Origin of the sequence: Ideonella flava (assembly GCF_051857595.1) — a bacterium.
Classification (GTDB): domain Bacteria; phylum Pseudomonadota; class Gammaproteobacteria; order Burkholderiales; family Burkholderiaceae_C; genus Ideonella.
In genome coordinates, this window is the sequence record NZ_JBPZHD010000009.1 from 404,166 (window position 1) to 429,336 (window position 25,171).

General features: G+C 70.1%; 24 protein-coding genes. 16 read left to right on the forward strand and 8 right to left on the reverse strand.

Annotated elements, in window-relative coordinates; genetic code table 11:
• Window positions 1–42 precede the first annotated feature (42 nt).
• The 10 genes from ACS5PM_RS21425 to ACS5PM_RS21470 are packed head-to-tail and all read left to right on the forward strand — an operon-like array spanning window position 43 to window position 10,031.
• On the forward strand, window positions 43–273 hold the full coding sequence (locus tag ACS5PM_RS21425) for a formate dehydrogenase (protein ID WP_439389718.1): 231 nt from the start codon (window positions 43–45) through the stop codon (window positions 271–273).
• Window positions 274–328: 55 nt separating this feature from the next.
• Complete coding sequence (locus ACS5PM_RS21430) at window positions 329–3,319, forward strand: formate dehydrogenase subunit alpha (protein WP_439389719.1); 2,991 nt, start codon at window positions 329–331, stop codon at window positions 3,317–3,319.
• A gap of 15 nt (window positions 3,320–3,334) precedes the next feature.
• Window positions 3,335–3,976, forward strand: coding sequence for a formate dehydrogenase FDH3 subunit beta (fdh3B, locus tag ACS5PM_RS21435; RefSeq protein WP_439389720.1), 642 nt, complete (start codon window positions 3,335–3,337; stop codon window positions 3,974–3,976).
• Entirely contained in the window at window positions 3,973–4,314 is a 342-nt protein-coding gene (locus ACS5PM_RS21440; protein ID WP_439389721.1) for a hypothetical protein, read from the forward strand. The genes fdh3B and ACS5PM_RS21440 overlap by 4 nt, the downstream gene beginning before the upstream one ends.
• Before the next feature lie 26 nt (window positions 4,315–4,340).
• Window positions 4,341–5,453 carry a formate dehydrogenase subunit gamma gene (locus tag ACS5PM_RS21445; protein ID WP_439389722.1) on the forward strand — a complete coding sequence of 371 codons (1,113 nt, stop codon included), beginning with the start codon at window positions 4,341–4,343 and terminating at the stop codon, window positions 5,451–5,453.
• A 19-nt stretch (window positions 5,454–5,472) separates the two neighbouring features.
• Window positions 5,473–5,892, forward strand: a complete 420-nt coding sequence (locus ACS5PM_RS21450; protein ID WP_439389723.1) for a hypothetical protein — start codon at window positions 5,473–5,475, stop codon at window positions 5,890–5,892.
• Between the two features lie 9 nt (window positions 5,893–5,901).
• Window positions 5,902–6,810 (forward strand): formate dehydrogenase accessory sulfurtransferase FdhD, encoded by a 909-nt coding sequence (locus ACS5PM_RS21455; protein ID WP_439389724.1) that lies wholly within the window; start codon window positions 5,902–5,904, stop codon window positions 6,808–6,810.
• 14 nt (window positions 6,811–6,824) lie between these two features.
• The gene (locus ACS5PM_RS21460) at window positions 6,825–7,370 is read left to right on the forward strand and encodes a DUF3305 domain-containing protein (RefSeq protein ID WP_439389725.1); all 546 of its coding nucleotides are present in this window, start codon (window positions 6,825–6,827) and stop codon (window positions 7,368–7,370) included.
• The gene (locus tag ACS5PM_RS21465; protein ID WP_439389726.1) at window positions 7,367–7,948 is read left to right on the forward strand and encodes a DUF3306 domain-containing protein; all 582 of its coding nucleotides are present in this window, start codon (window positions 7,367–7,369) and stop codon (window positions 7,946–7,948) included. Before ACS5PM_RS21460 ends, ACS5PM_RS21465 begins: the two co-directional genes overlap by 4 nt.
• Window positions 7,887–10,031, forward strand: coding sequence for a 4Fe-4S binding protein (locus ACS5PM_RS21470; protein ID WP_439389752.1), 2,145 nt, complete (start codon window positions 7,887–7,889; stop codon window positions 10,029–10,031). Before ACS5PM_RS21465 ends, ACS5PM_RS21470 begins: the two co-directional genes overlap by 62 nt.
• A 93-nt stretch (window positions 10,032–10,124) precedes the next feature.
• Here ACS5PM_RS21470 and ACS5PM_RS21475 read toward each other — a convergent pair whose 3' ends face one another.
• Window positions 10,125–10,844, reverse strand: a complete 720-nt coding sequence (locus ACS5PM_RS21475; RefSeq protein WP_439389727.1) for a hypothetical protein — start codon at window positions 10,842–10,844, stop codon at window positions 10,125–10,127.
• Window positions 10,845–11,222: 378 nt separating this feature from the next.
• Here ACS5PM_RS21475 and ACS5PM_RS21480 point away from each other — a divergent pair, with 378 nt between their 5' ends.
• From ACS5PM_RS21480 to ACS5PM_RS21500, 5 genes are all read left to right on the forward strand, one after another.
• On the forward strand, window positions 11,223–11,849 hold the full coding sequence (locus ACS5PM_RS21480; RefSeq protein WP_439389728.1) for a TorD/DmsD family molecular chaperone: 627 nt from the start codon (window positions 11,223–11,225) through the stop codon (window positions 11,847–11,849).
• A 12-nt stretch (window positions 11,850–11,861) separates the two neighbouring features.
• The gene (gene mobA / locus ACS5PM_RS21485) at window positions 11,862–12,464 is read left to right on the forward strand and encodes a molybdenum cofactor guanylyltransferase MobA (protein WP_439389753.1); all 603 of its coding nucleotides are present in this window, start codon (window positions 11,862–11,864) and stop codon (window positions 12,462–12,464) included.
• Window positions 12,465–12,537: 73 nt separating this feature from the next.
• On the forward strand, window positions 12,538–13,716 hold the full coding sequence (locus tag ACS5PM_RS21490) for an MFS transporter (RefSeq protein WP_439389729.1): 1,179 nt from the start codon (window positions 12,538–12,540) through the stop codon (window positions 13,714–13,716).
• A gap of 161 nt (window positions 13,717–13,877) precedes the next feature.
• Entirely contained in the window at window positions 13,878–14,774 is an 897-nt protein-coding gene (locus ACS5PM_RS21495) for a dienelactone hydrolase family protein (RefSeq protein ID WP_439389730.1), read from the forward strand.
• A gap of 26 nt (window positions 14,775–14,800) precedes the next feature.
• Window positions 14,801–15,193 (forward strand): DUF1801 domain-containing protein, encoded by a 393-nt coding sequence (locus tag ACS5PM_RS21500; protein ID WP_439389731.1) that lies wholly within the window; start codon window positions 14,801–14,803, stop codon window positions 15,191–15,193.
• Between the two features lie 26 nt (window positions 15,194–15,219).
• Here the strand turns inward: ACS5PM_RS21500 and ACS5PM_RS21505 are convergent, their stop codons facing one another.
• From ACS5PM_RS21505 to acpA, 7 genes are all read right to left on the reverse strand, one after another.
• Window positions 15,220–17,088: a putative bifunctional diguanylate cyclase/phosphodiesterase gene (locus ACS5PM_RS21505; RefSeq protein WP_439389732.1), complete on the reverse strand. Its 1,869-nt coding sequence runs from the start codon at window positions 17,086–17,088 to the stop codon at window positions 15,220–15,222.
• Between the two features lies 1 nt (window position 17,089).
• A complete protein-coding gene (locus tag ACS5PM_RS21510) occupies window positions 17,090–17,647 on the reverse strand; it encodes a YfiR family protein (RefSeq protein WP_439389733.1) in 558 nt (185 codons plus the stop codon).
• A 16-nt stretch (window positions 17,648–17,663) separates the two neighbouring features.
• A complete protein-coding gene (locus tag ACS5PM_RS21515) occupies window positions 17,664–19,658 on the reverse strand; it encodes a TonB-dependent receptor plug domain-containing protein (protein ID WP_439389734.1) in 1,995 nt (664 codons plus the stop codon).
• A 213-nt stretch (window positions 19,659–19,871) separates the two neighbouring features.
• Window positions 19,872–20,966, reverse strand: a complete 1,095-nt coding sequence (locus ACS5PM_RS21520) for a glycoside hydrolase family 5 protein (protein ID WP_439389735.1) — start codon at window positions 20,964–20,966, stop codon at window positions 19,872–19,874.
• A 15-nt stretch (window positions 20,967–20,981) separates the two neighbouring features.
• Window positions 20,982–21,134 (reverse strand): hypothetical protein, encoded by a 153-nt coding sequence (locus tag ACS5PM_RS21525; RefSeq protein ID WP_439389736.1) that lies wholly within the window; start codon window positions 21,132–21,134, stop codon window positions 20,982–20,984.
• A gap of 90 nt (window positions 21,135–21,224) precedes the next feature.
• The gene (locus tag ACS5PM_RS21530) at window positions 21,225–22,397 is read right to left on the reverse strand and encodes an MFS transporter (protein WP_439389737.1); all 1,173 of its coding nucleotides are present in this window, start codon (window positions 22,395–22,397) and stop codon (window positions 21,225–21,227) included.
• Between the two features lie 22 nt (window positions 22,398–22,419).
• A complete protein-coding gene (gene acpA / locus ACS5PM_RS21535) occupies window positions 22,420–23,904 on the reverse strand; it encodes an acid phosphatase (RefSeq protein ID WP_439389738.1) in 1,485 nt (494 codons plus the stop codon).
• A 104-nt stretch (window positions 23,905–24,008) separates the two neighbouring features.
• Between acpA and ACS5PM_RS21540 the strand changes: the two genes are divergently transcribed.
• Window positions 24,009–25,169 carry a GGDEF domain-containing protein gene (locus tag ACS5PM_RS21540; RefSeq protein ID WP_439389739.1) on the forward strand — a complete coding sequence of 387 codons (1,161 nt, stop codon included), beginning with the start codon at window positions 24,009–24,011 and terminating at the stop codon, window positions 25,167–25,169.
• The last annotated feature ends 2 nt before the right edge of the window (window positions 25,170–25,171 follow it).

Consider the following 25,171-nt stretch of genomic DNA (forward strand, 5'->3'; position numbering starts at 1 on the left):
TTTACATATCCTGCGGCTCCAACCGCAGAGGAGGTCCCTGCAGTGCGTGATCGATCTTCTCCGAATCCGGCCGAGGCCGCAGTCTCCCGCCGGCGCTTGTTCGCGGGTGCGGGCACGGCTGGTGCCCTGGTGGCCACCGCGGCGGCGCTGCCGTTGGTGAAGCCTTCCGAGCCGCCCAGCGCCGAAGGGCCCGCCGAAGGCAGTGAGGCCCAGGGCGGTGGCTATCGCCTGACGGCCCACGTGCAGCGCTACTACCAGACCACCAAGGTCTGACGACAACTCCCACCCTGGTGCTCCGGCACGGCCGGGGCGGCCGACAGGAGACACCATGTTGCTGACTCGCAGAGCGCCGGCCCCGGGCACGGCCGCCACGTCCCCTTCTTCCGCGCTCGTTTCCAGCCTGGCGCGCGGCGTCGCCCGCGCGATGCCGACCATGGACCGGCGGGCCTTCCTGCGCCGCTCCGGCCTGGGCGTAGGCGCCGGCATCGCGGCCTCCGAACTGCTGCTCGTGCGCAAGGCGCGCGCGGCCGACGACAAGCCGGCTGCGGCCGCGGATGCGCGCAAGGTGGAGGTCAAGCGCACGGTGTGCGGCCACTGCTCCGTCGGCTGCGCGGTCGACGCTGTCGTCGAGAACGGCGTCTGGGTGCGACAGGAGCCGGTCTTCGATTCGCCGATCAACCTGGGCGCGCACTGCGCCAAGGGCGCCGCCCTGCGCGAGCACGGCCACGGCGAGTTCCGGCTCAAGGCGCCGATGAAGCTGGTCGACGGCAAGTACCAGAAGATCAGCTGGGACCAGGCGCTCGACGAGATCGCCGCGAAGATGAAGGAGCTGCGCCAGGCCAGCGGGCCTGATTCGATCTTCATCGTCGGCTCGTCCAAGCACAACAACGAGCAGGCCTACCTGCTGCGCAAGTGGGTCAGCTTCTGGGGTTCGAACAACTGCGACCACCAGGCGCGCATCTGCCACTCCACCACGGTGGCCGGTGTCGCGAACACCTGGGGCTACGGCGCGATGACGAACTCCTACAACGACATGCAGAACGCCAAGGCGGCGATGTACATCGGCTCCAACGCCGCCGAGGCGCACCCGGTGTCCATGCTGCACATGCTCCACGCCAAGGAGACGGGCTGCAAGATGATCGTGGTGGACCCGCGCTTCACCCGCACCGCGGCCAAGGCCGACGAGTACGTGCGCATCCGCTCGGGCTCCGACATAGCCTTCCTCTTCGGCCTGATGCACCACATCTTCAAGAACGGCTGGGAGGACAAGCAGTACATCGCCGATCGCGTCTACGGCATGGACAAGGTGCGCGAGGAGGCCCTGAACTTCTGGACGCCCGACAAGGTGCAGGAGGTGTCAGGCGTCGACGAGGCCACCTGCTTCAAGGTCGCCAAGATCATGGCCGAGAACCGGCCGAGCACCGTGGTGTGGTGCATGGGCCAGACCCAGCACACCATCGGCAACGCGATCGTGCGCGCCTCCTGCCTGCTGCAGCTGACGCTGGGCAACGTGGGCATCTCTGGCGGCGGCACCAACATCTTCCGCGGCCACGACAACGTGCAGGGCGCGACGGACGTCGGCCCCAATCCCGACTCGCTGCCCGGCTACTACGGCCTGGCCGACGGCGCGTGGAAGCACTTCGCCAAGGTCTGGAACGTCGACTACGAGTGGATCAAGAAGCAGTACGCGCAGGGCATGATGACCAAGCCCGGCATGACGGTCTCGCGCTGGGTCGACGGCGTGCTCGAGAAGAACGAGCTGATCGACCAGGATTCGAACCTGCGCGGCCTGTTCTTCTGGGGCCATGCGCCCAACTCGCAGACGCGCGGGCTGGAGATGAAGCGGGCGATGGACAAGCTCGACCTGCTCGTCGTCGTTGACCCCTTCCCCTCGGCCACCGCCGCCATGGCGGCCATGCCCGGCAAGCCGGAGGACCTGAACAAGAACCGCGCGGTCTACCTGCTGCCCGCGGCCACGCAGTTCGAGACCAGCGGCTCGGTCACCGCCAGCAACCGCTCGCTACAGTGGCGCGAGAAGGTGATCGATCCGCTGTGGGAGTCGCGCTCCGACCACATGATCATGTACCAGCTGGCCGTGAAGCTCGGCTTCGGCGCCGAGCTGGTCAAGAACTACAAGATGCAGAAGGTCAAGGGCATGGACGAGCCCGAGCCCGAATCCATGCTGCGCGAGATCAACGCCAGCTGCTGGACCATCGGCTACACCGGCCAGAGCCCCGAGCGGCTGAAGGCGCACATGCGCAACATGAATGTCTTCGACGTGAAGACGCTGCGCGCGCGGGGCGGCATCGACAAGGAGACCGGCTACTCGCTGGACGGCGACTACTTCGGCCTGCCCTGGCCGTGCTACGGCAACCCGGCGCTCAAGCACCCGGGCTCGGCCAACCTGTACGACACCACCCGGCACGTGATGGACGGCGGCGGCAACTTCCGCGCGAACTTCGGCGTGGAGCGCGAGGGCGCGCCGCTGCTGGCGGCCGACGGCTCGCACTCCAAGGGCTCGGACCTGACCACCGGCTACCCCGAGTTCGACCACGTGCTCATGAAGAAGCTCGGCTGGTGGGGCGAGCTGAGCGAGGCCGAGCAGAAGGCCGCCGAAGGCAAGAACTGGAAGACCGACCTCTCGGGCGGGATCATCCGCGTGGTGATGAAGAACCACGGCTGCCATCCTTTCGGCAACGCCCGGGCGCGGGCGGTGGTCTGGAACTTCCCCGACCCCGTGCCCAAGCACCGCGAGCCGCTGTACAGCACGCGTCCGGACCTGGTGGCCAAGTACCCCACGCACGACGACAAGAAGGCCTTCTGGCGCCTGCCCACGCTCTACAAGACGGTGCAGGACAAGAACGCCGAGATCGGCAAGACCTTCCCGCTCATCATGACCTCGGGTCGCCTGGTCGAGTACGAGGGCGGCGGGGAGGAGACGCGCTCCAACCCCTGGCTGGCCGAGCTGCAGCAGGACATGTTCGTCGAGATCAACCCCAGGGCCGCCAACGACCGCGGCATCCGCCACGGCGACTGGGTCTGGGTGAAGACGCCGCCCATGGCGGCGATGCCGGAGTTCAAGGGTCTGAAGGTCAAGGCGCTGGTCACCGAGCGCGTCGATGCGGGCACGGTCTTCCTGCCCTTCCACTTCTCGGGCCGCTGGGGCGGCATCGACCTCGCGCCCTACTACCCCGAAGGCGCGATGCCGGTCGTGCGTGGCGAGGCGATCAACACCGCCACCACCTACGGCTACGACAGCGTCACCATGATGCAAGAGACCAAGACGACGGTCTGCCAGGTTGAAAAAGTCACGGCATAAGCAGAGGAGCACAGCATGGCCCGAATGAAGTTCATCTGCGATGCCGAGCGCTGCATCGAATGCAACAGCTGCACCACGGCCTGCAAGGCGGAGCACGAGGTGCCCTGGGGCGTGAACCGGCGGCGAGTCGTCACGCTCGACGACGGCGTGCCGGGCGAGAAGTCCATCTCGGTCGCCTGCATGCACTGCTCCGACGCGCCCTGCATGGCCGTGTGCCCGGTCGATTGCTTCTACCGCACCGACGAAGGGGTGGTGCTGCACGACAAGGACGTGTGCATAGGCTGCGGCTACTGCTCCTATGCCTGCCCCTTCGGCGCGCCGCAGTTCCCCAGCAACGGCACCTTTGGCCTGCGCGGCAAGATGGACAAGTGCACCTTCTGCGCCGGCGGCCCGGAAGAGAACGGCTCGCAAGCCGAGTTCGAGAAGTACGGCCGCAACCGCCTCGCCGAAGGCAAGCTGCCGGCCTGCGCCGAGATGTGCTCGACCAAGGCGCTGCTCGGCGGCGATGGCGACGTGGTGGCGGACATCTTCCGCAACCGGGTGCTGGTGCGAGGCAAGGGCAGCGAGGTGTGGGGCTGGGGCACGGCCTACGGCAAGCCTACGCAAGGCGCGCCGTCGGCAGCGCCTTCGCAGACCACCGCGGAAGGCAAGTCATGAACCGCGCGTTGATCTCGCTGGCGGTCGTCGTCGCGATTGCCCTGCTCCTGCCGGCCTGCAAGGAGCACTCCCAGGCCGAACCTGCGGCGATGAAGAAGGCCGACGCGAAGGCCTACACCGGCGCGGCCGGCGAGCCCAAGGTCTACACCGCCACCGGCTGGACGGCGGGCGACGACGCGAGCTGGCAGAACCAGATCCGCGGCCGCACGCAGGGCCAGAACGAGTACGTGCGCATCAGCGCCACCCACGGCTCGGCCACCGCACCCGACGCATCGCCGCCCGCGGCCAGCGCGCCGGCCGTCGCGGCCAGCGAGCCTGCGGTCGCCAAGGCGCCTTGAACGTCCATGTGCCAGGAGGCGTCACCATGCATCGCCTGATCCGAGCCGGCGCCTTGGCGCTGGCCCTCGCGGCCGCCGCGGGAGCCGCGCTGGCGCAGACCGCCGCGCCGCCGGCCACGGCTTCGTCGGCCGCGGCTGCGCCCGAGCCCCAACCCACGGACACCAACGCCCAGCGCGCCCGCAGCCAGCCCGGCAACAACGCGCCCATGTGGCGCGCCGTGCGCGACCAGGGCGGCACCAGCACGCTGCCCGGCGCCGAGAAGGGCGTGCTGATCCAGCCCTTCACCCGGTACCCCGGCTCGCGCTGGACCAATGCGGGCGAAGCCTGGCGCCAGGTGCGCAACCACTGGCTGATTCCCTATGGCGGCGCGCTGCTGGTCATCGTCACGCTGGCGATCGCGCTTTTCTACTGGCGCAAGGGACCTCTCGGCCACACGCCCAACGACGGCACCTCCGGCCCGATCGAGCGCTTCACGCCCTTCGAGCGCGCGGCCCACTGGACCAACGCCATCGCCTTCGTCGTGCTCGCCGTCTCCGGCATCGTCATGGCCTTCGGCAAGTTCTTCCTGCTGCCGCTGATCGGCTCGACGCTCTTCGGCTGGCTGACCTACCTGCTCAAGACCGCGCACAACCTGGTGGGCCCGCTGTTCGCCGTCTCGCTGGTGGTGGTCATCCTGACCTTCATCCGCAGCAACCTGCCCCAGAGCGGCGACCTGCGCTGGCTGGCCCGCTTCGGCGGGATGCTCGGCCAGCACGAGGTCCCCTCCCACCGCTTCAACGCCGGCGAGAAAGTGATCTTCTGGGTCGGCGTGCTGGTGCTGGGCCTGACGGTCGTCGGCTCGGGCCTGGTGATGGACAAGCTGGTGCCGGGCCTGCCCTACCTGCGTGGCGACATGCAGCTCGCCCACATGATCCACAACACCGCGGCGGTGCTGATGATGGCCCTGTTCATCGGTCATATCTACATCGGCACCATAGGCATGCGGGGCGCCTACAGCGCGATGCGCAACGGCTATGTGAACGAGGCGTGGGCCCACGAGCACCACGAGCTCTGGCACGAGGACATCCGCGCCGGCAGGATCCCCGCGCAGCGCTCGCCGCCGGAGGTTGCGCCGACACCGCCCATCGCACGCGCCTGAACCCGCCTGGAGCCGCCCCATGAAGCCTGCTGCCCTGACCACCGCGATCCTGGCTCTGCTGTGCCTGGCCGCCACCTCGTCGGCCAAGCTGGCGCCGCCCAGCGACGAAGCCAAGGCCAAGGCCGCCGAAACCGCGGCCAAGACGAAGTGGACCGACAGCGTCGCCGCCTACCAGCTGTGCAAGGCACAGGACCGGGTCGCGGCCGCCTACTTCGCCGAGGCGAAGAAGGCCGGCAAGCCGGCCTCCGGGCCCATGCCGGCCCCGGCTGCCGCCTCGGCGCCGCCGGCCTGCAGCGACCCCGGCCCCTTCGCCTACACGCCGGCCACGCCGGAGAACAAGCCGCTCGAATCGTCCGGCGCTCACTCGCCCCCGGGCACGGCCACTTCGCCGCCCAGCACGAATCAGCCGGCCGCGGCGGCCAGCGGCACCAAGAAGTAAGCTCGACGGATGTCCCTCCCCCGCACCGCCTCTCCCCCGCCCGCGCCGCCGCCGCAGCGCGTGCCCCGGATGACGGCCGCTCGCCAGCCCCTGCTGCGCGAGATCGAGATCCTCGACGAGTACGGCGCCCGCCGCCGCATCCACATCCCGGCCGAGCGGCCACTGACGGTCTTCGTCGACAAGCGCGAGCTCGTCACCCTGATGACGCTGGGCGCCGAGCCCGAGCTGCTGGTGCTGGGCTACCTGCGCAACCAGCGCCTCGTGGGCTCGATGGACGAGGTCGAATCCATCACCGTCGATTGGGATGTCGGGGCGGCGGCCGTCCGCACACGCCACGGCCTGCCGGACCTCGAGCAGCGCACGCAGCGCCGCACCGTGACCACCGGCTGCGGCCAGGGCACGGTGTTCGGCGAGCTGATGCACGACGTCACCGGCCTCATGCTGCCGCCGCCCGAGCGGGCGCGCATCCGCCAGTCCACCCTCGCCTCAATGCTCGAGGTGATGCGCCAGCAGGAAAGCATCCACCGCAAGGCCGGCTCGGTGCACGGCTGCGCGCTGTTCCGCGGCGGCGAGATGCTGATGTTCGTGGAGGACGTGGGCCGCCACAACGCCATCGACACCATCGCCGGCTGGATGTGGGTGAACGGCGTGACGGGTGGCGACAAGTGCTTCTACACCACCGGCCGGCTCACCAGCGAGATGGTGATGAAGGCCGCGCACATGGGCGTGCCCATCGTCGTCTCGCGCAACGGCGTCACGCAGATGGGCCATGACCTGGCGACCCGGCTGGGCATGACGCTTTTCGGCCGCGCCGCCAACAGGCACTTCCTCTGCTACACCGGCTTCGAGCGCTTCGATTCCGAGCCGCTGCCCGAGCCGGCCGCCATGCGGGTGGTGGCCTCATCCTCCCCTTCCTGACCCCGGATCCTGCGATGGAAGACGCCCTCGACTCCCCGGCCGTCGAGCGCCGATTGACGCTGCGCGCAGCGGTGCTGATCGAACGCGAGCAGGCACCGAACGAGTGGGAGGCCTGGCGCTTCCGCCTCGCCGGCGTGGAGATGGACGACGGGCATCTCGGCAGCCCCACGGAGGACTCGCGTCAGCCGCGCGTGCTGCGCGACGACGGCCGCCGCGCGCTGTGGGCCTTCCCCGGCTTCAAGGTCGAACTGCACCCGGACCAGGCCGAGGGCTACTACCTCAACCTCACCAGCGGCCAGCCGGTCTGGTTCGTGATGTGGCGCGTCGATGACGAAGATCCCTCGCGCGCCTGGCCGGAGATCGTCACGCTGTCCTACCACGAGGCCGGCCGCTGGCTTGACGCGCAGGAGCGGGTCGACAACTGCCCGCTGCCGACCCCGGTGGTGGAGTTGCTCCAGGCCTATGCCGACGAGCACTACAAGCCCGAGCCGCGCAAGCGCCAGCGCCCGGCATCGTTCCGTGCGCCCGAAGAACGCGGCGGCCGGGAAGGCCCGCGATGAGTGCTCCGCAAAGCCCGGGCTTCCTGGCCCGCTGGTCGCAGCGCAAGGCCCTGGCCCGGCAAGTCGGCGAGGCGGCACTGCCGGCGGAACCGGAATGCGCCGTCACGATGCCCGAGCCACCCGCTGAGCCGGTGGCCGGCGTTCCCCAGGCCGCGCCTGCGCCAGAGCCCGCCGAAGCCCCACCCACCCTGGCCGATGTCGCCGAGCTCACCCCCGCCTCGGACTTCAGCCGCTTCGTCGCTGAGGGCGTGCACCCGGAAGTCAAGAATGCCGCGCTGAAGACGCTCTTCGCCGACCCGCACTTCAACGTGATGGACGGCCTGGACACCTACATCGACGACTACAGCGTGCCCAGCCCGCTGCCGGCGTCCATGCTGAAGAAGATGGCCCAGGCCCGCTTCCTCGGGCTGGTCACCGAAGACCCTGACGAACCTCCCCCCGCGGTCCCTGCTCCAACGGCGAGCGCCACTGATCCCTTGCCCGATGAAGACCCTGATCTGCGACTGCAACCGCACGATGCCGCTGGACGCGAAGGCCCTGGCCCAGGCGCTGGCGAAGAGCCCCGGCGCGAGCCCTGAGGGCCTGCAGACCACCCACAGCCTGCTGTGCCGGCGCGAGGCCGCGGCCTTCCAGCGCGCCGCGCTCGAAGAGGCTGGCACCCTGGTCGTCGCCTGCACCCAGGAGGCGCGCCTGTTCGCCGCGCTCAACGAAGAGACGGCCGGTGCCAGGCCCATGGCCGAGCGCCCGATCCGCTTCGTCAACATCCGCGAGACCGGCGGCTGGGCGCGCGACGCCGCGCAGGCCACGCCCAAGATCGCCGCGCTGCTGGCGGCCGCGCAATTGCCACCGCCCGAGCCCGTGCCCACCGTCGGCTATGCCTCGGCCGGCCGCACGCTGGTCGTCGGACCGGCGGAGGCGGCGAGCCGGGCGGCCACGCTGCTGGGCGATGCGCTCGAGGTGAGCCTGCTCGTCGAGCGGCCCGGCGGCGCCCTGCCCCAGCCACGCGACCAGGCCGTCCACACTGGCCGGCTCGTGCGCCTGTCGGGCTGGCTCGGCGCCTTCGAGGCCGAATGGGAAAGCGACAACCCCATCGATGCGGACCTGTGCACCCGCTGCAATGCCTGCGTGGCCGCCTGCCCCGAAGGAGCGATCGGGCTGGACTACCAGGTCGACCTTGAGCTCTGCCGCGCCCATCGCGCCTGCGTGCGGGTGTGCGAAGCCGCGGGCGCAATCGATTTCGAGCGCGGGCCGGTCCGCCACAGCGAGCGCTTCGACCTCGTGCTCGACCTGCGTCCCGCGCCAGCCTTCACCATGCACCAGCCGCCGCAGGGCTACCTGCACACCGGCAGCGACGAACGCAAGCTGATGGAGGCGGTGCTCCAGTTGCGCGACCTCGTCGGCGAGTTCGACAAGCCGCGCTTCTTCCGCTACCAGCACCGCCTGTGCGCCCACAGCCGCAACGAGCAGATCGGCTGCACCGCCTGCATGGACGTCTGCTCGGCCCGCGCGATCCGCAGCGATGCCTCGGCCAAGGGCCGCTCGAAGAACGACCTGCAGCCCGCCGGCGGCATCGTCGTCGAGCCGCACCTGTGCGTGGGCTGCGGCGCCTGCACCACCGTCTGCCCCAGCGGCGCGCTGACCTACGCCGCGCCCGGTCCGGCGCACCAGGGCAAGCGCCTGCAGACGCTGCTCGCCACCTACGCCCGCGCCGGTGGGAAGGACGCCGCCCTGCTGCTGCACAGCGAAGGCGCCGGCCAGCGACTGGTGCATGAACTCGGCCGCGCCGCCCGGTTGGACAAGTCGATGAACGGCGTGCCGGCCCGAGTGATCCCGGTGGCGCTCTGGCACACCGCCAGCGTCGGCCTGGACCTGTGGCTGGCCGCCATCGCCCAAGGCGCGTCGCAGGTGTGGGTGCTGCTGACGGACGAGGAGGCCCCCGAATACCGCGAGGCACTGTCCGATCAGATGGCCATCGCGCAGTCCGTCCTCGCCGGCCTGGGCTATGCGGGCGAGCACTTCCGCCTCTTCGAGGCCCGCGATGCACGTGACCTGCCCGCCCTCGATGCCGCACTGCGTGCCCTGCCGGCCCAAGGCGTGGCCCAGGCGGCGAGCTTCGCGGCCCAGGCCGACAAGCGCCCGACGCTGGAGCTGGCGATCGACCACCTCCGCCAGGGCGCCCCGCGGTTGCCGGTGCCGGACGAAATCGCCCTGCCCGCCCCCGGTGCGCCCTTCGGCAGCCTGCAGGTCGACACCGAGCGCTGCACCCTGTGCCTGGCCTGCGTGGGCGCCTGCCCCGAGGCGGCCCTGGCCGACAACCCCGAGCGGCCGCAGCTGAAGTTCATCGAGAAGAACTGCGTGCAATGCGGCCTGTGCGCCAGCACCTGCCCCGAGGACGCCATCCAGCTGGTCCCTCGCTTGCTGCTGGCCGACGAAGGCCGCGCCCGCAAGGAGATGCGCGTGCTGAACGAAGCCCAGCCCTTTGCCTGCGTGCGCTGCGGCAAGCCCTTCGGTACGCTGCGCGCGATCGAGAACATGCTGAGCAAGCTGTCCGGCCACGCGGCCTTCCAGGGGGCCGCGGCAGAGCGGCTCAAGATGTGCAGCGATTGCCGCGTGATCGACATCCACAGGAACACGGCGGAAGTCCGGATCACGGACTTGTGAGCGGCGACCCTCGAACGCCGGGTGCCTCGCAAAATGACTCGCTCGTCTCGTGGACGGCCTGCTCCAGGCCCGCGCCGTGGCGCCAGCGCGGAACTACTTCTTCGACACCACCATGGGCGCCACGGCACTGCGGGCCGCGAGTTGCTTGATGATCTCGGACGTCATCGAATCCATCTCGCTCAGGATGCGCTCGCTGGTGGTGGCGATCGTCGCGAACTGCTCCTTCGTCGGGCTGTCGATGCTGCCGAGTGCGTTGTCGAAGAAGATCATCTGCATGCGGGCCATCTCGAGCCGGTCGGCGATCTGCGGGAACTCCGCCTTGGCGTCGTCGAAGGCGCTGATCGCGGCCTTGAAGTCGGCCGTCGCCTTCAGCGCGCGCGCCTTCAACTCGGGCGACTTGGCCGCCGCCTGGTAGGCGAAATAGGATCCGGCCGCCCGCTGGGAGAGCATGCGCTGCCTGGCCGCCAGGTTGACCAGCGCCGCCGGTGCCTCGGCCCCCGACTTGACGAAGCCCTGTGTCACTGCTTCGGCGTTGGCCAGCAGCTCCTCGCTGACTTGCGCGGCTTGTTGCACCGTGCCTGCGCTGGGCGGCGTCCTGGTCACCGCAGCCAGCTTGTCGATCAGCGTGGCCTGGGATTGCAGGGCGGCCAGATTGGCGTCCTTGGCCAGCGTGCGCAGCGTCGCGTTGCTGCTCTTCAGCTCATCCAGCGAAGCCGCGAGAATGGGCGCGGCTTTCTCGGGCATGACGTTCAGCGACAACTGCGCATAAGCCTTGAGCGCGCGCAAGCTGAGCATGCGCTGTTTGCCAGACATGGCCACCCCGTTGAGCGCCACGATGCTCTGCGCTTCCGCCGAGGGAAGCGCGGTCACGCATCCCACTGCCAGGGCTGCCGCAAGAATGAGGGGGCCAAGGTGTTTGCTCATGGTCGTGCTTTGCTGGAGGTTTCGGGCGGCCACGCGTGCGGCTGGACGCTGATCCCGCCGCCGGCGGCGGACAGGAGGCGGTCGTGCCATCAGTGCAGCCGTGTCTGCCCCGCCAGTCTGGGCATACGGGCGCGGCGATAAATGAGCAAGCCATGACGGGCAGCGCGAGCTCGCCCGAACCGGGAAAATGTCCGTCAGCTATCTCACGCCCTCCATGGGACAGGCCGCTGCCGGCGCCCTCGACCCCCCCTTCGCCCAGCCCAGACCATGACCGACAACAACGCCCTTCACTTCGCCAGCCCTGACCAGGGCGAGGAGCTGGCCCGCGCCGAGCTCTACGGCCTGCTGGCGAGGCTGTGGCTGGCGCCGCCGGACGAGGCGCTGCTGGCGCAGTTCCGCGTGGCCGTCACCGAGGCCCCGGTGCCTGGCGGCCACCTCGAGGGTCCGTGGCAATCGCTCGTCGCCGCGCTGCGCGGCACCACTGCAGAAGCCGCGGCCGCCGAGCACGACGCGCTCTTCGGCGGCATCGGCAAGCCCGAGGTCTTCCTCTACGGTTCCTACTACCTTTCGGGCTTTCTCAACGAGAAGCCCCTGGCCGCACTGCGCAGCGACCTGAGCGCCCTCGGCCTGACCCGCGACGAAAGCCGCGGCGAGACCGAGGACCACATCGCCTACGGCTTCGAAGTCATGCGCTACCTCATCGCCGGCGACGATGCCGCGGTCTGCACGCTCGAGCAGCAGCGCCGCTTCTTCCGTGGCCACTTGCAGCCGTGGGTGGAGCGCCTGTGCGACGCCGTGCAGGCGCACCCTGCTGCGCAGACATGGCGAGAGATGGCGGCCTTCACGCGAGCCTTCGTGCAGGTCGAGTCCCAGGCCTTCGACATGCTCGAATAGGCCATGAACACCGTGATCGACAAGGACGACATCACCGGCCTGGTCCTGGCCGGCGGCCGCGGCAGCCGCATGGGCGGCGTCGATAAGGGCCTGCAGAACCACCAGGGCACGCCCCTGGCCCTGCACGCGCTGCTGAGACTCGCGCCGCAGGTCGGCGCGACGATGGTCAACGCCAATCGCAACCTCGGGGCCTACGAATCGATGGGCTCGCCGGTCTGGCCCGACGCCCTGCCGGAGTACCCGGGCCCGCTCGCCGGGTTCCTGGCGGGGCTGGAACATTGCGATACGCCCTGGCTGGTGACCGTGCCCTGCGACACGCCGAACTTCCCCACCGACCTGGTCGACAGGCTCGCCACTGCGGCCGCCCAGCAGGAGGCCGACATCGCCATCGCCGCCACCCGCGAGCCCGATGGCAGCCTGCAGTACCAGCCCGTCTTCTGCCTGATGCGCGCCAGCTTGCTGGAAAGCCTGGTGCGCGCCACCACCATCGGCGAACGCAAGATCGACCGCTGGGCCAGGCAACACCGCTGTGCCGAGGTGGTGTTCGAGGACGCCGACGCCTTCTTCAACGCCAACACGCTGGCGGAGCTGCAGAGCCTGCAGCGCAAGCGCTGAGCCGACGACGCACCGCCGCGCATCACTGCCATCCGCCCGTGGCAGGATCGCGCGTTTCGCCTCACGCCGCCCCATGCCGTTCCCGCACCCCCGCCGCTTCGGCCTGTCCCTGCCGGCCCACCGGCAGGTGTTCGCCGCGTTCTTCCTCTACGCCTTCTCGCTCGGCGGCTTCTTTCCCCGGCTGGCCGAACTGCAGCGCAGCATGGGCGTCACCGAGGGCGGTCTCGGTCTCGGCCTGATCGGCGCAGCCTGCGGGACGCTTTTCTCGCTGAGCTTCGCGGGGCGGCCGGTCGAACGCATAGGGCACCGTCGCACGCTGCTCGTGCTGATGCCGCTGCTGCCGCTGTTCTACGCCCTGGCCGCCCATGCGCGCGGGCCGCTGGCGCTGTTCCTGTGCCTGCTACCGGCCGGCCTGTGCATAGGCGCCATCGAGCTCGTCGTGAACCTGGAGGCCGATCGCGTCGAGCACCAGGGCGGGCGTCGCATCATGAACCGCGCCCACTCGTTCTGGAGCTTCGGCTTCTTCGGTGCCGGGCTGCTGGGCGCGCTGGCCGCGAGGCTGGGCATCTCGCCGCAGTGGCAGCTGGCGGCCGTCGTGCCGCTGACCGCCGTGCTGGTGCCGCTGATGCTGGGGCGCTTCGAAGACGCCCCCCAGCGCAGCGGCGGCAGCCAGGAGCCGGCGCATCACTTTGCGCGGCCGTCGCTGGCCATCATGGGGCTGGTCCTGTTCTCGCTCTGCGGGCTGGTGCTCGAAGGCGCGGGCATCGACTGGTCGGCCATCTACATGCGCGACGCGTTCGACGCCGCGCCGTTCTTCGGCGCACTGGCCGTGTCCTGCGTCGCCTTCGCGCAGGGCGGCACGCGTTACCTGGCCGACCGCTTCGTCGAGCGCCACAGCCCGGTGGCCATCGCACGCACCCTGCTCGGGGTGCTGGGCGTGGGCACGCTGCTGGTCACCATCGCGCCTTCCGCGCCGCTCGCTCTGCTGGGCTTCGCCTTGATCGGCGTCGGCACCAGCGTGATGTTTCCCCTCGCCATGTCGGCGGCGGCGCAGCGTGCCGATCGCCCCGCGTCCACCAACGTGGCGGCGCTGGCCCAGACCTCCTTCGTCAGCTTCCTGCTCGCACCGCCCCTGCTGGGCTTCGTCGCCGAGCACTGGGGCGTGAGAACGAGCTTCGCCATCGGGTTGCCGCTGGTGCTGTTGAGCGTGGCGCTGTCATCCAGGCTGAGGGCTGAACCTGGGCGCCGGTGATCGCGGCAGCTTCGTGGATGCGAGCTCCACCGTCGGCTCCGCCACCGACATCAACGCGCGTCCCGCGAAAGTCTGGCGACCCTGACGGCCAACGGCCCTGTGCTGGCGAACGGCACGCACTTCGCAGTAGCCTTCGCTCCTCGTTTCACGCGGAGCGCCCCATGCCACCACGCCTGACGGCCCAGGATTTCGACCAGGACCTGCTCATCCTCTTCGACGCCTACGTGCACGGCCAGCTCGACCGGCGCGGCTTCCTGCAGAAGGCGCAGCGCTTCGCCAAGGCGGGGGTCACGGCAGCCGGCCTGCTCGCCGCCTTGAGCCCGGATTTCGCGGCCGGGCAACAGGTCAAGCCGGAGGACGCACGGCTGAAGACCGAGTGGATCACCATCGAGTCGCCAACCGGGTCGGGCAAGGTGCGCGGCTACCTCGCGCGGCCCGCCTCGGCCGGATCGGGCCGGCTTCCGGCTGTCCTCGTCATTCATGAGAACCGCGGGCTGAACCCGCACATCGAGGACATTACGAGGCGCCTGGCCCTGGACGGCCTCATGGCTTTCGCGCCGGATGCCCTGACGCCACTGGGCGGCTACCCCGGCGACGAGGACAAGGCGCGCGCGGCCTTCGCGACACTGGACCAGAACAAGACTCGAGAGGACTTCCTCGCCGCGGTGGCCTGGCTGCGTGCGCGGCCCGACGGCAACGGCAAGTGGGGCGCGGTCGGCTTCTGCTACGGCGGCGGCATCGTGCACTGGCTGGCCACCAGGCTGCCCGACCTGAATGCCGGCGTGCCCTTCTACGGCAACGTGCCCGCCCCGGAAGACGCAGCCCGCGTGAAGGCGCCGCTGCTGGTGCAACTGGCCGGGGTGGACGAACGAATCAACGCCGCCTGGCCCGCCTACGAGGCGGCACTGAAGGCCGCCAACGCGAAGTTCGAGGTCCACCAGTACCCGGGCACCCAGCACGGCTTCAACAACGACACGACGCCGCGCTACGACGCCGCCGCCGCCAAGCTCGCATGGGAGCGGACCGTCGCCTTCTTCAAGCGCAACCTGGCAGCCTGAGCCGCCGTCACATTGCTGGAGTCTCGATGCCAACACCCAAGCCTGCCGCCGAATCGCCCTCGGCCCTGATCGACGCGCGGATCGCCGAACTGGGCGACTGGCGCGCAGAGACGCTCGCCCGCCTGCGCGCCCTCATCCACGAGGCGGATCCAGGCGTCACCGAAGAGTGGAAGTGGAACAATCCTGTCTGGTCGCACGATGGGCTGCTGTGCACGGGCGAGAGCTACAAGAAGGTCGTGAAGATGACCTTCCCCAAGGGCGCATCCCTGCCCGATCCGCACCAGCTGTTCAACTCCAGCCTCGACGGCAACGTGCGCCGTGCCATCGACTTCCACCAGGGCGACAAGCTGGACGAGAAGGCGCTCAAGGCGCTCATCCGGGCCGCGGTGGAGTTGAACCAGTCGTCCAGATCGGCCTGAAGCAACTGGCGGCCGGCGCCACGGCCCTAGGCTCCGACAGCCACGCGTTCGCCGGCGGCCTGGCGTCGCATCAGCTGCACCACCTGATCGAAGGACATGGGCCGGCCCAGCCCGAAGCCCTGGTAGAAGTCGCAGCGCAGCGTTTGCAGGTGGGCCAGGTCCCCGCCGGTCTCCACGCCTTCGGCCACCACCTGCATGCGCAGGGAATGCGCGACGTCGATGATCGATTGCACCAGGGTCGAGGCGTCTTCCGAGACGCCGACGCCCTTGACGAAGCTGCGGTCGATCTTGAGCTTGCTGCAGCGCATCCGGCGCAGGTAGCCCAGCGAGCTGTAGCCGGTTCCGAAGTCGTCGATCGACAGCGCGTAGCCCATGCCCTGCAGGGCGACGAGGATGGAATCGGGCGAGTCGATGTCCTCGAACACATTCGATTCGGTGAGCTCGAACTCGATCACCGAAGGCTGCAGGCCGAGCTCGTGCAGCAGGTCCAGGTAGACCTGCCGCTGGCCCTGCCGCTTGAACTGCCGTGCCGACAGGTTCACGGCCACGCGGGGCATGGCGACGCCCTGCTCGCCCCAGTGCTCCAGATCCGTGCGCAGCCTGCGCAGCAGGCCGAGGCCCAGCGAGGCGATGAGCTCGGACTGCTCCGCCACGGCAATGAACTCCTGCGGCGGCACCCAGCCCCTGACCGGGTGTTGCCATCGCGAAAGCGCCTCGAACGAGACCACCTTCCCCTTGGCATCGAAGATGGGCTGGTAGGCCAGGGACAGCTCGCCGCGCGGCAGGCCGGCGCGCAGGTCGGCCTCCAGCGTGAGCCGCGCCTTCATCGCCTCGCCCAGCTGCGCCGAATAGAAGTGGTAGGCGTCCTTTCCGGCACGCTTGGCCTCGTACATGGCCGTGTCCGCACAGCGGATGGCATCTTCGGGCGTCCTGGCATCGCCCGGCAGCAGCGCCACGCCGACCGAGGCGCTGACCCGCAGCTCGGTGCCCTCGAAGGCGATCGGCTCAGGCAGGCGCCGCACCACCTCGGTCGCCACGCGCGTGGCAGCCGCCGCGTCGGCGGCATCGAGCAGGACCGCGAACTCGTCGCCCGACAAACGCGCCACCACGTCGCCCTGCCGGACGGCATCGCGCAGCCGCTGCGCCACCGTCTGCAGCACCGCGTCGCCGGCGGCATGCCCGAGGCGGTCGTTGATCTGCTTGAAGTTGTCGATGTCGACGAACAGCAGTGCGTCCTGGCGCGAGCGCCGCTCCCAGTGACCCTGCGCATGCGCCAGCAACATGTGGAACGACGTGCGGTTCGGCAGGCCCGTCAGCGCATCATGGGCTGCGAGGAAGCGCGTGCGGGCCTCCACCTCGCGCACCCGCGCCCGCATTCGCCGGGAGGCAACCAATGTCAGCGCGAGCGACATCAGCATCACCGTGAGCGCGCTGGCGACGAACTTCGCCAGGCCGACCCACACGCTGCCCAGTCCGGCGCGCACCTCGAGCCGGCCCACCTCCTTGCCGTTGGCCACGATGGCGTGGCGCACCTGCACCTCACCGACCCGGCGGCTCCACCCATCGGGCGTCCCCCGCCCGCGATTGAACTCGGCCAACGGCCGGCCGTCCGCGCGCAGCAGCCGGCCCTGCAGCACCATCGGCGAGCCGGCCAGCGATTCGAGGATCTCCTGCGCGTCCGAGGCGCTGTCGAACAGCACCGCGGCATTGGCCGTGCGCCCGACGATCTCGGCCTGCGTCTGCAGCTCCTCGACCAGCCGGTCCCGCAGGGCGACGTACTGCAGCACCGACAACAGCAGAACGAGCACCGCGGCGGCCATCGCCGCCACCAGCCCTTCATCCAGGGCCTGGTGCCAGGGCGCGGGCGATCCGCCACCATCGTCTGCGGGGGACATCCTAGGATTCCTTCACGTAGCGGGCCAGGCGCAGGACCTTGGCGCTGATGTCGAGCCCGCTGCGCCGCAGCGTCTCCAGGCCGATGTCGAACACGACCTTGCCGGACTCCACCTGCAGGTTCAGCATGGCTCCGCGGTCGAGCAGGCCCAGCTCGTCGCCCACCCACAGGACGCCATGCGATGCGGCCTGCTGCTGCAGCGCCGGCTGGCCCGCGTGGCCGACATAGGCGACATGGCAGGCGCCCAGCTGCTCCACGGACACCCGTCGCCAGCTGAACACCCGGTCGTTGATGCGACGCCCTTCGAAACTGCGCATCGCCTCGGCGAGCGGTGTGTCGTCGAGGGTGCAGAACTGGAACGAGGTCTCGCCCGTGCGCCCGGGCCATTGCACGAACAGCATGACCTGGAACAGCACCCGCGCCTTGAGCTCCGGCTCCTCGCGCTGGGCCTGCGCGGGCATCGCGGCCCACGCCAGGATCAGCGCCAGCAGCCACCCGCACGCGGTGTGCGCGGGCTTGGGCCCGGCGGCGCGCGGTCGGGTGGGAAGGAGTCGGCGCATGGGGGCGGCGGGCGGCTCAGAAGGCGACGGAGCAGTCCAGCGTCAGGGCACGACGCGGCTGCGGGACGCGGTCCACCGGCAGGCCTGGCGTCGCGACGTCGAAGGCCCTGGCATCGCCGAGGTTGGTCACGCGCAACGCCACGCTGTCCCCGGGGCGCGGCTGGTAGCGCAGGACGGTGTTGAGCAGCGCATAGGCCGCTGCGTCGACTTGCGCCGTCCTGCGTCCCACCGCATTCGCCTCCAGCCCCAGCCACCAGGACGGGGCGAGCGGGGCCAGCAGGTGCCCCTTGAGCAGCCAGCGCGGCGAGTTGGAAGCCGCTTCGCCGTTCACGATGGACCGGGTCAGCGTCATGCTGGCCCGCCAGCGCCACGCACCACCGGCCTGCTCGATGTCCAGGTCCAGGCCATCGGTGCTCGCGCGGCCGACGTTGCGGTACTGCCCGATGTCTTCATCGACCGGGACGACGAAATCGATCATGCGTCCCAGCTGGTAGCGGTAGACGCTGGCCGAGACCCGCACGCCGGATGGCAAGGCGTGCTCCCAGCCGAGTTCGGCCGTGGCGATGTGCTCCAGGCCGAGCGACGGGTTGGCCGCCTGCGAAGACCCGTCGTCGTAGTACAGCTCCGCGATGTTCGGCGCCCGGAACGCCCGGCCGAGGCTGAACTTCCACGCGTCGTTGACGTCGGGCCGGTAGTTGATGGCCAGGCGCGGAGAGAACTCGGCCGCGCCGTCGCCGAGGTGGTCCAGGCGAAGCCCGGTCGTGACCGACCAGCGCTCGGCCGCGCGCCACTGGTCCTGCAGGTACAGGCCGGCGCGCCAGTTGTCGACGCGCCGGTCGAGGTAGGTGGTGGCGGGCTCGAGGTCCCGGTTGAGCAGCCGGGCGCTGTAGACGCGCCGCCAGTCGAGGCCGGCGACGACGACGTGGTTGGTGCGGCCATGCCATTGCAGCTTGGCCTCGCCGTCCAGCCAGCGGCCGCTCAGGTCGTCGATGTTGGTCAGGTCGTCGGGCGTGCCCGCGTCGTAGCGGTAGTGGCCGAGGTAGCGGTAGCTGCCCAGGGCCACACGCGCGCTGGGCCGAAGCGACCCGGTCCAGCCGCCGTCCCACCCGAACTCGCTGAAGCGGTAGGCATCGACGTAGTGAGTGCCCGGCGCGCCGAAGCTGGTGTCGAACTCGCCGGTGGCGATGTCCTTGTCGCGCTCGTGCGAGATGAAGCTGGCCCGCCACGGGCCGGCGCGCAGCTTGGCGAAAAGGGACTGGTAGCGCGTGCCGTCCAGGCCGCGCGCCACGCCGTCGGGCGCCTGGGCCGAGGCGAGCTCGGGAAAGCTGAGCTCTTCGCCGCGGTCGCGGTAGCCCACGACGCCCACGAAGAGATCGAGGCCGGACGGGTCCGCCAGGCCGTAGCTGGCCGCGGCCCGCACCCGGCCGAAGCTGCCGGCGCCGGCCCGCACCGTGGCGCCCGGCGCGTCGGCGCCGTCGAGCATCGCGAAATTGGCCACCCCCAGCAGGGCATTGCTGCCATAGACCGAGGCCGCCGGGCCGTAGATGAGCTCGGTGCGCTTCACCCAGTCGGCCGGAATGGGGAATTCGTAGCCGGGCAGCGCCTGGTCGAAGACCGCATCGTTGACCCGCAGGCCGTCGATGGTCATCAGCGTGCGGGAGTTGTAGTCGCCCGCACGGTTGAAGCCGCGCAGCCCGAAGGAGGTGTAGCTGCGATTGGTGCTGAGGTAGACACCGGGCAGCCGCTGCAACAGGTCGCCCACCGTCTCGTGGCCGAGGAGCGAGGCGTCGGCGTGCTGGAACACGCGCACCACGGCGGGGGCATCCAGCGTGCTCTGGGCATACCGCGACGCGCCTTCCACTTCCACATCGAGCAGGCGCGCCAGGTCGGCATCGTCGTGGGGCTGGGGGCCCTCGGCCCATGCAAGGCGCGGGGCGGCGAGCGTCACCCACACCGCGAACTGGCATGCCACGCCAACAGCCCTGCGCCGCACCTTTCGGCGGTCGTGCATCTCGCGTCTCGTCCTCGATCAAGCTGGGGCCGAAACATCCGGCCCGCCCGCATTCCTTCATCGGCACCGAACAGGGGCGCTTGATGCAGACGAGTGCCAATCTTCACGCGCAATGCCGCGAGACCACCCCTGCCGTGTCGGCCTGCCAGCGAAGTTCTTGAGGGCCAGGCGGGCCGTCGCCCGCGGCGAATGCACGTTCTCGAGGAGCGTTCTTCAGCGCTGCTTGAAGGCCGCCGAGATGGTGTCTATCCACTCGCGCTTGGTGACCCAGTCGCGGCCTCGCTCGAAGAGCACCGAGTACTCGTCGGGGTTGCCCGCGCCGCGGTAATCCCAGTAGGTGAACCCGACGCGGCTGCTGACCAGCGCCTGCATCATTTCGCGCAGGGCGCGGCGGTCCGGATCCTCCTTCGAGCGCACACCCACCTGCTGCACGAACACCGGCACGTTGTGCTGGGCACGGAAGTCCGCCAGCCGCTTCAGGCGATCGCGGAATTCGGCCAGGGCCGCATCGTCGGCACCGCGCGCCTTGGCGTGCAGGAACAGGTTGCCGGTGTAGACCACGTCCTTCCAGGCGGGATCGAACACATCGTCGATCGCCTGCGCGTGGTAGCTGCGACCGCCGATGAGCAGCGGCACGCCCGGTGCCGCCTCGCGGATGGCCGCCATCACCTCGGCGTAGAAGGCCTTGATCTGGCCGCCGGGGGTGCCGTGCGGGTTGGGCTCGGGCAGGGGCTCGAACAGGCCGAGGTAGGGCGTGTCCTTGTAGCGGCTGGCGACGAAGCGCCAGGCGGCGATGAACTTCTGCCGCATCGCGGCGTCGGTCCAGAAGTTGTGGCCGTTGGCCCCGTACTGGCCGCCGGGGTCGCAAAAGCGCTGCTGCTCCGGCTGCATCACGCCGTTCTGGCCGCAGTCGGAATCCAGGAACAGCACGATCCACAGCTTCGCCGCCGAGGCCGCGCGGACGATCTGGTCCAGCTTGGCGATGTTGGCCGGCGCGAGGCCGGCGGTGGCGGTGGCGTTGTCATCTCGGCTCTCCACGCCCTTGCCGGGGTAGTTGCCCCAGTAACGCAGCGGGATGCGAACGGCGTTGGCCCCTTGCGCGGCGTTCTCAGCCGCGTCCTGCAGCTCGATCTGCGCCCAGTGACCCCAGTTCCAGCCGCGCAGGAGGATGGGCTGGCCGTCGGGGCCGACGATGTCCTGGCCGCGGACGGCCAGTCGGGGCGGCGCGGCCCAGGAGGGCCAGGGGGCGGCGAGGGTCATGGGCAGTCCCAGCAGGGGCAGCTTCAGGGCGCTTCGGCGGGTGGGCATGGTGGTCCCCCAGGTTCAGCCGCGACGCTTGAAGTACTGCACCTCGCGCTCGTGCTGCTCGGCGGCCTCACGGGTCTCGAAGGTGCCGAGGTTGCGTCTCTTGCCGGTCTTCGGATCGGTCTTGCGGGAATAGAGCCGGTATTCACCGGAAGCCAGCTTGCGGATCATGGCGCGCTCCAGAAATCAGTCATTCCTCACTCTGACGCAATCGTCGCCCGCATCTGCCGGCACAGGCCGCATGCGCTTGTAGGCCGATGCTCACGTGCGGCCGGGCGCGGGGCGCCACAACGGCTTCAGCATGTAAAGGCCGAAGGCCGGGCCGACCGCCAGCCAGGGCAGCAGCCCTTCCAGGGACACGGCCGGCGCCGTTCGCGAGAACAGCTCGATGCTGAAGACGGTGATCGCAAACCCGATGCAATTGGCAAAGGTCAGCACGCTGCCCACCAGGCTCGGCGGCGCGTTCTGCGCGGTGAGCGTGGACAGCTGGGGCGAATCGCCGACGATGGTGATCCCCCACAGGGCCAGCCAGGCGATGAACAGCGGCGTCGGCGCCTGCAGCATCAGCGGGCTGGCCACGGCACACGCTCCGCTGGTGGCCAGTTGCGCCGCCGCCACCCGTGCCGGCCCGTGCCGGCGCGCCATCAGGCCGCCGACGACGCAGCCGGCGAAGCCCCCTGCGATGATGCCGAAGGACGCTGCGCTGATCGCCGCGCCCGCCATCCGCGTGGCCAGGATCAGCGGCAGCAGCACGTAGAAGGTGTAGAGCTCCCACATGTGGCCGAAGTAGCCGAAGACCGAGGCCCGCACGCTGGCGTCCGTCCAGATCACCGCCAGGGCCTTGGGCGTGATGGGCGCGCCGCGGGTGGCCTGCGGCGTGTCGGGCAGAAGCAAGGCGGTGGCCAACCCGCCCAGCGCTGCCAAGGCCGAAACAGCCATCAGCACGCCTTGCCACGGCAGCGAGGCGCCAAGGGCACGCAGGCCGTGCGGCAGTGCCGTGCCCAGCACCAGTGCGCCGATCAACACACCCATCGCGGCCCCCAGGCCCTCGCGATACCAGGCCGCCGCGATGCGCATGCCCACCGGGTAGATGCCTGCCAGGAGAAAGCCGACGGCGAAGCGCAACGCCAGCAGTGCGGCCCACTGACCCTGCAGCAACACGGTCGACGCGTTCGCGGCGGCACCCGCCAGGGCGCAGGCGAGGAAGACGCGCGTGGGCCGGTGGCGATCCGCCACCATGAGCAGCGCAAAGGTCAGCGTCCCGCACACGAAGCCGACCTGCACGGCCGAGGTCAGCGTGCCGGCGGCCGATGCCGGCAGCCCCCAGTCGCGTTGCAGGTCGGGCATCACCGCATTGGCCGCGAACCACAGCGAGGTGCCGCAGAACTGCGAGACGACGATGACGGGCAGGACCCGGCGCGGTGCGCGGCTCATGGGCCCTGCGGCGGCCGCGGCGTCAGAAGGCGAAGGCGTTGCTCAGGTCCCCCGCCCCAGCGCGGGCGCCGGGCAGCGGCTCCAGCGCGAAGCGCCTGGTGATGAGCTTGATGATCGAGGTGGTGTCGTAGCTCGTCTTGTCGACGAAGCCCTTCTTCGCGAACGGCGAGATGACGATCGCCGGGATGCGCGTGCCCGGACCCCAGCGGTCGCCCTTGGGCGGCGGCACGTGGTCCCAGTAGCCTCCGTTCTCGTCGTAGGTGACGATGATGGCCATCTTCGGCCACTGCGGGCTCTTGACGAGCCTTTGCAGCAGCGCGTCGATGTGCTCGTCGCCCTGGGCGAGGTCGGTGTAGCTGGGGTGCTGGGTGAGCCGGCCCACGGGCTTGTAGAAGCTCACGGCGGGCAGCTTGCCGGCATCGATGGCGGCGGCGAAGTCGTCGTAGTCCTTCAGATGCTCGGCGCGGTCGGCGGTGCCCGGAGCGAAGCGGGCGAAGTAGTTGAAGGGCTGGTGGTGCGGCTGGAAGGCCAGCGCCTCGGGCGTCGAGCCGTTGTAGATCACGCCGCGGCGCTCGCCGGGCGCCTGGCGGCCATCGGCCAGCGCGGCGTTCCAGCCGCCGGCGTACCAGGCCCAGGAGATGCCCTTGGCGGACAGCGTGTCGCCTATGGTCTTGGCGGTCTGCGGGGGCACCGGGTTCTTGGCCAGGTCGGCGAAGTCGAGGTTGCCGCCCACCGCCGGCGGCGCCCCGCTGGGCTGGTAGGCCGGCTGGCTGGTGTTCACCGCATAGCCGTCGGGCGTGACCGAGCCGTCGAAGACCTGCACCGGCCCGTTCAACACGCTGGGGGGCGAGTTGGGCTTCTTCATCAGGCGGCCGTCCTCGTCGAGCTGGGGGCGCATCGATTCCGGCGCATTCGGGAAGCTCGGCGTGCAGGCGCAGACGAGCCACTGGTGGTTGAGGAACGAGCCGCCGAAGGCGCCCATGAAGAAGTGATCGGCCAGGGTGTACTGCTGCGCCCACTTCCACAGCTTCATCTGCGAGCCGTCCCAGTAGCCCATGGTCCAGGCGCCCACGGTCGTCATGGCGACGAACTTGTTGTTGGCTCCGCCGTTGATCTGCTCCTGGTTCTGCCAGAAGTTGTGGATGGGGCTGGGCAGGACCTCGTCGAGACGCCGGTTGACTGGCGCCTGGTCGATGCGGAACGGGCCATTGGGCAGCTCGCTGGGAAAGCGCGTGCTGGGCTTGCCGCCTTCGTAGACCGGCGGCAGTGTCGCCAGCGGCGTGCCGTCGTGGTTGAGCTGCGTCTTCTGCTGCGCCGTCGCCTGGGCGATGCCCTCGGCGCCCGGGAACAGGCCGTAGAGATGGTCGAAGCTGCGGTTCTCTGCGTAGATGACGACGATGTGCTCCAGGCGGTCGAGGCCACCCGCCGGGCCGGGCGGCTGCATGGGCGCGCAGGCGGCCAGGAGGGAGGCGGCCAGCAGGAAAACGGTCCGGTGATGGCTTCGCATGTGCGTTGTTCCTCGGGCAGGTGGGGCAGCTGGCGTGCCGGTCGCGCGGATTGTGACCTCCCCCGGCTAGGATGCCGCGCCCCCACCGCCGCATCGTCGTAACCATGGATGTCCGCACCCTCTTTCTCGCCCAGACGGGTGCGCTCGGGGCGACCGCGGCCATGCTATGGCTGGCGCGAAGCGAGGCAGACGAGCGCTCCGGCCTGCGGATCTGGACCTGGGCCGTGACGATCCAGGCCGTGGCCTACCTGCTGCTGGCAAACGCCGGGCGCCTGCCGGCGTGGCTGACGGCCTTCGGCGGCAACGCACTGGGCGCGACCAGCGTGGTGCTGTTCTTCGCGGCCATCCGGCGCCTGCTGCAACGGCCTCATCCGCGCTGGCCGCTGGCCGTGATCGTGGCAGCGGTCGCCGTGACGGGCGGCCTGGCCGGCGGAAAGTACGAGATCGCCACCATCTTCAACGGCTATGTCTACGGCCTCGTGCAGTTGCTCAACGGCTGGGCCCTGCTGAGCTCGCGGCAAGGCCTGTCGCGCCGCGTGCAGCGGCTAGTCGCCGTCTTCTACCTGGCGATGGGCGTGATCCTGCCCCTGCGCGCCACCGCGCTGCTGCTGCAGGGCTCCGGCGTGGACTACCTCGACCATCCGCTGGCCTGGCAGGAGCCGATCTACGCCTTCGGCTTCCTGTTCGTCATCGTCACCAACCTGGGCTTCCTGCTGATGTGCAAGATGCGAGCGGAAGCCGAGGTGCGACAGCAGGCCATGACCGATGAACTGACCGGCCTGGCCAACCGCCGCGCGCTGGATCAGGCGATCGCGCAGGCGCTGGCCCAGGCCGGCCCCGGCCGGCCTTCGTTCGCGGTGGCGATGGTCGACGTGGACCATTTCAAGCGCATCAACGACGACTTCGGCCACTCCGCCGGCGACGCTGTCCTGACCGCGTTCGCGCAGCGGCTGCGCGCCGGCGTCGGGCCCGAGGACCTGAGCTTCCGCTACGGCGGCGAGGAGTTCAGCGTGCTGCTGCCCGGCGTCGACCTGACGGGCGCGCTGGTGGTGGCCGAGCACCTTCGGCAGCAGCTCGCCCGCCCGGCATCGGGTGATGGCCTGCACCCGGTCACCGCCAGCATCGGCGTCGCCGCCTGGCAGCCGGGCGACACGGCCGACACGCTGCTGCGCCGCGCCGACCTGGGTCTCTACCAGGCCAAGGCGCTGGGGCGCAATCGAGTCGAGGCGGGTCAGGCCGGGGCGGCGGAAGCCGCTCCGGCCTGACC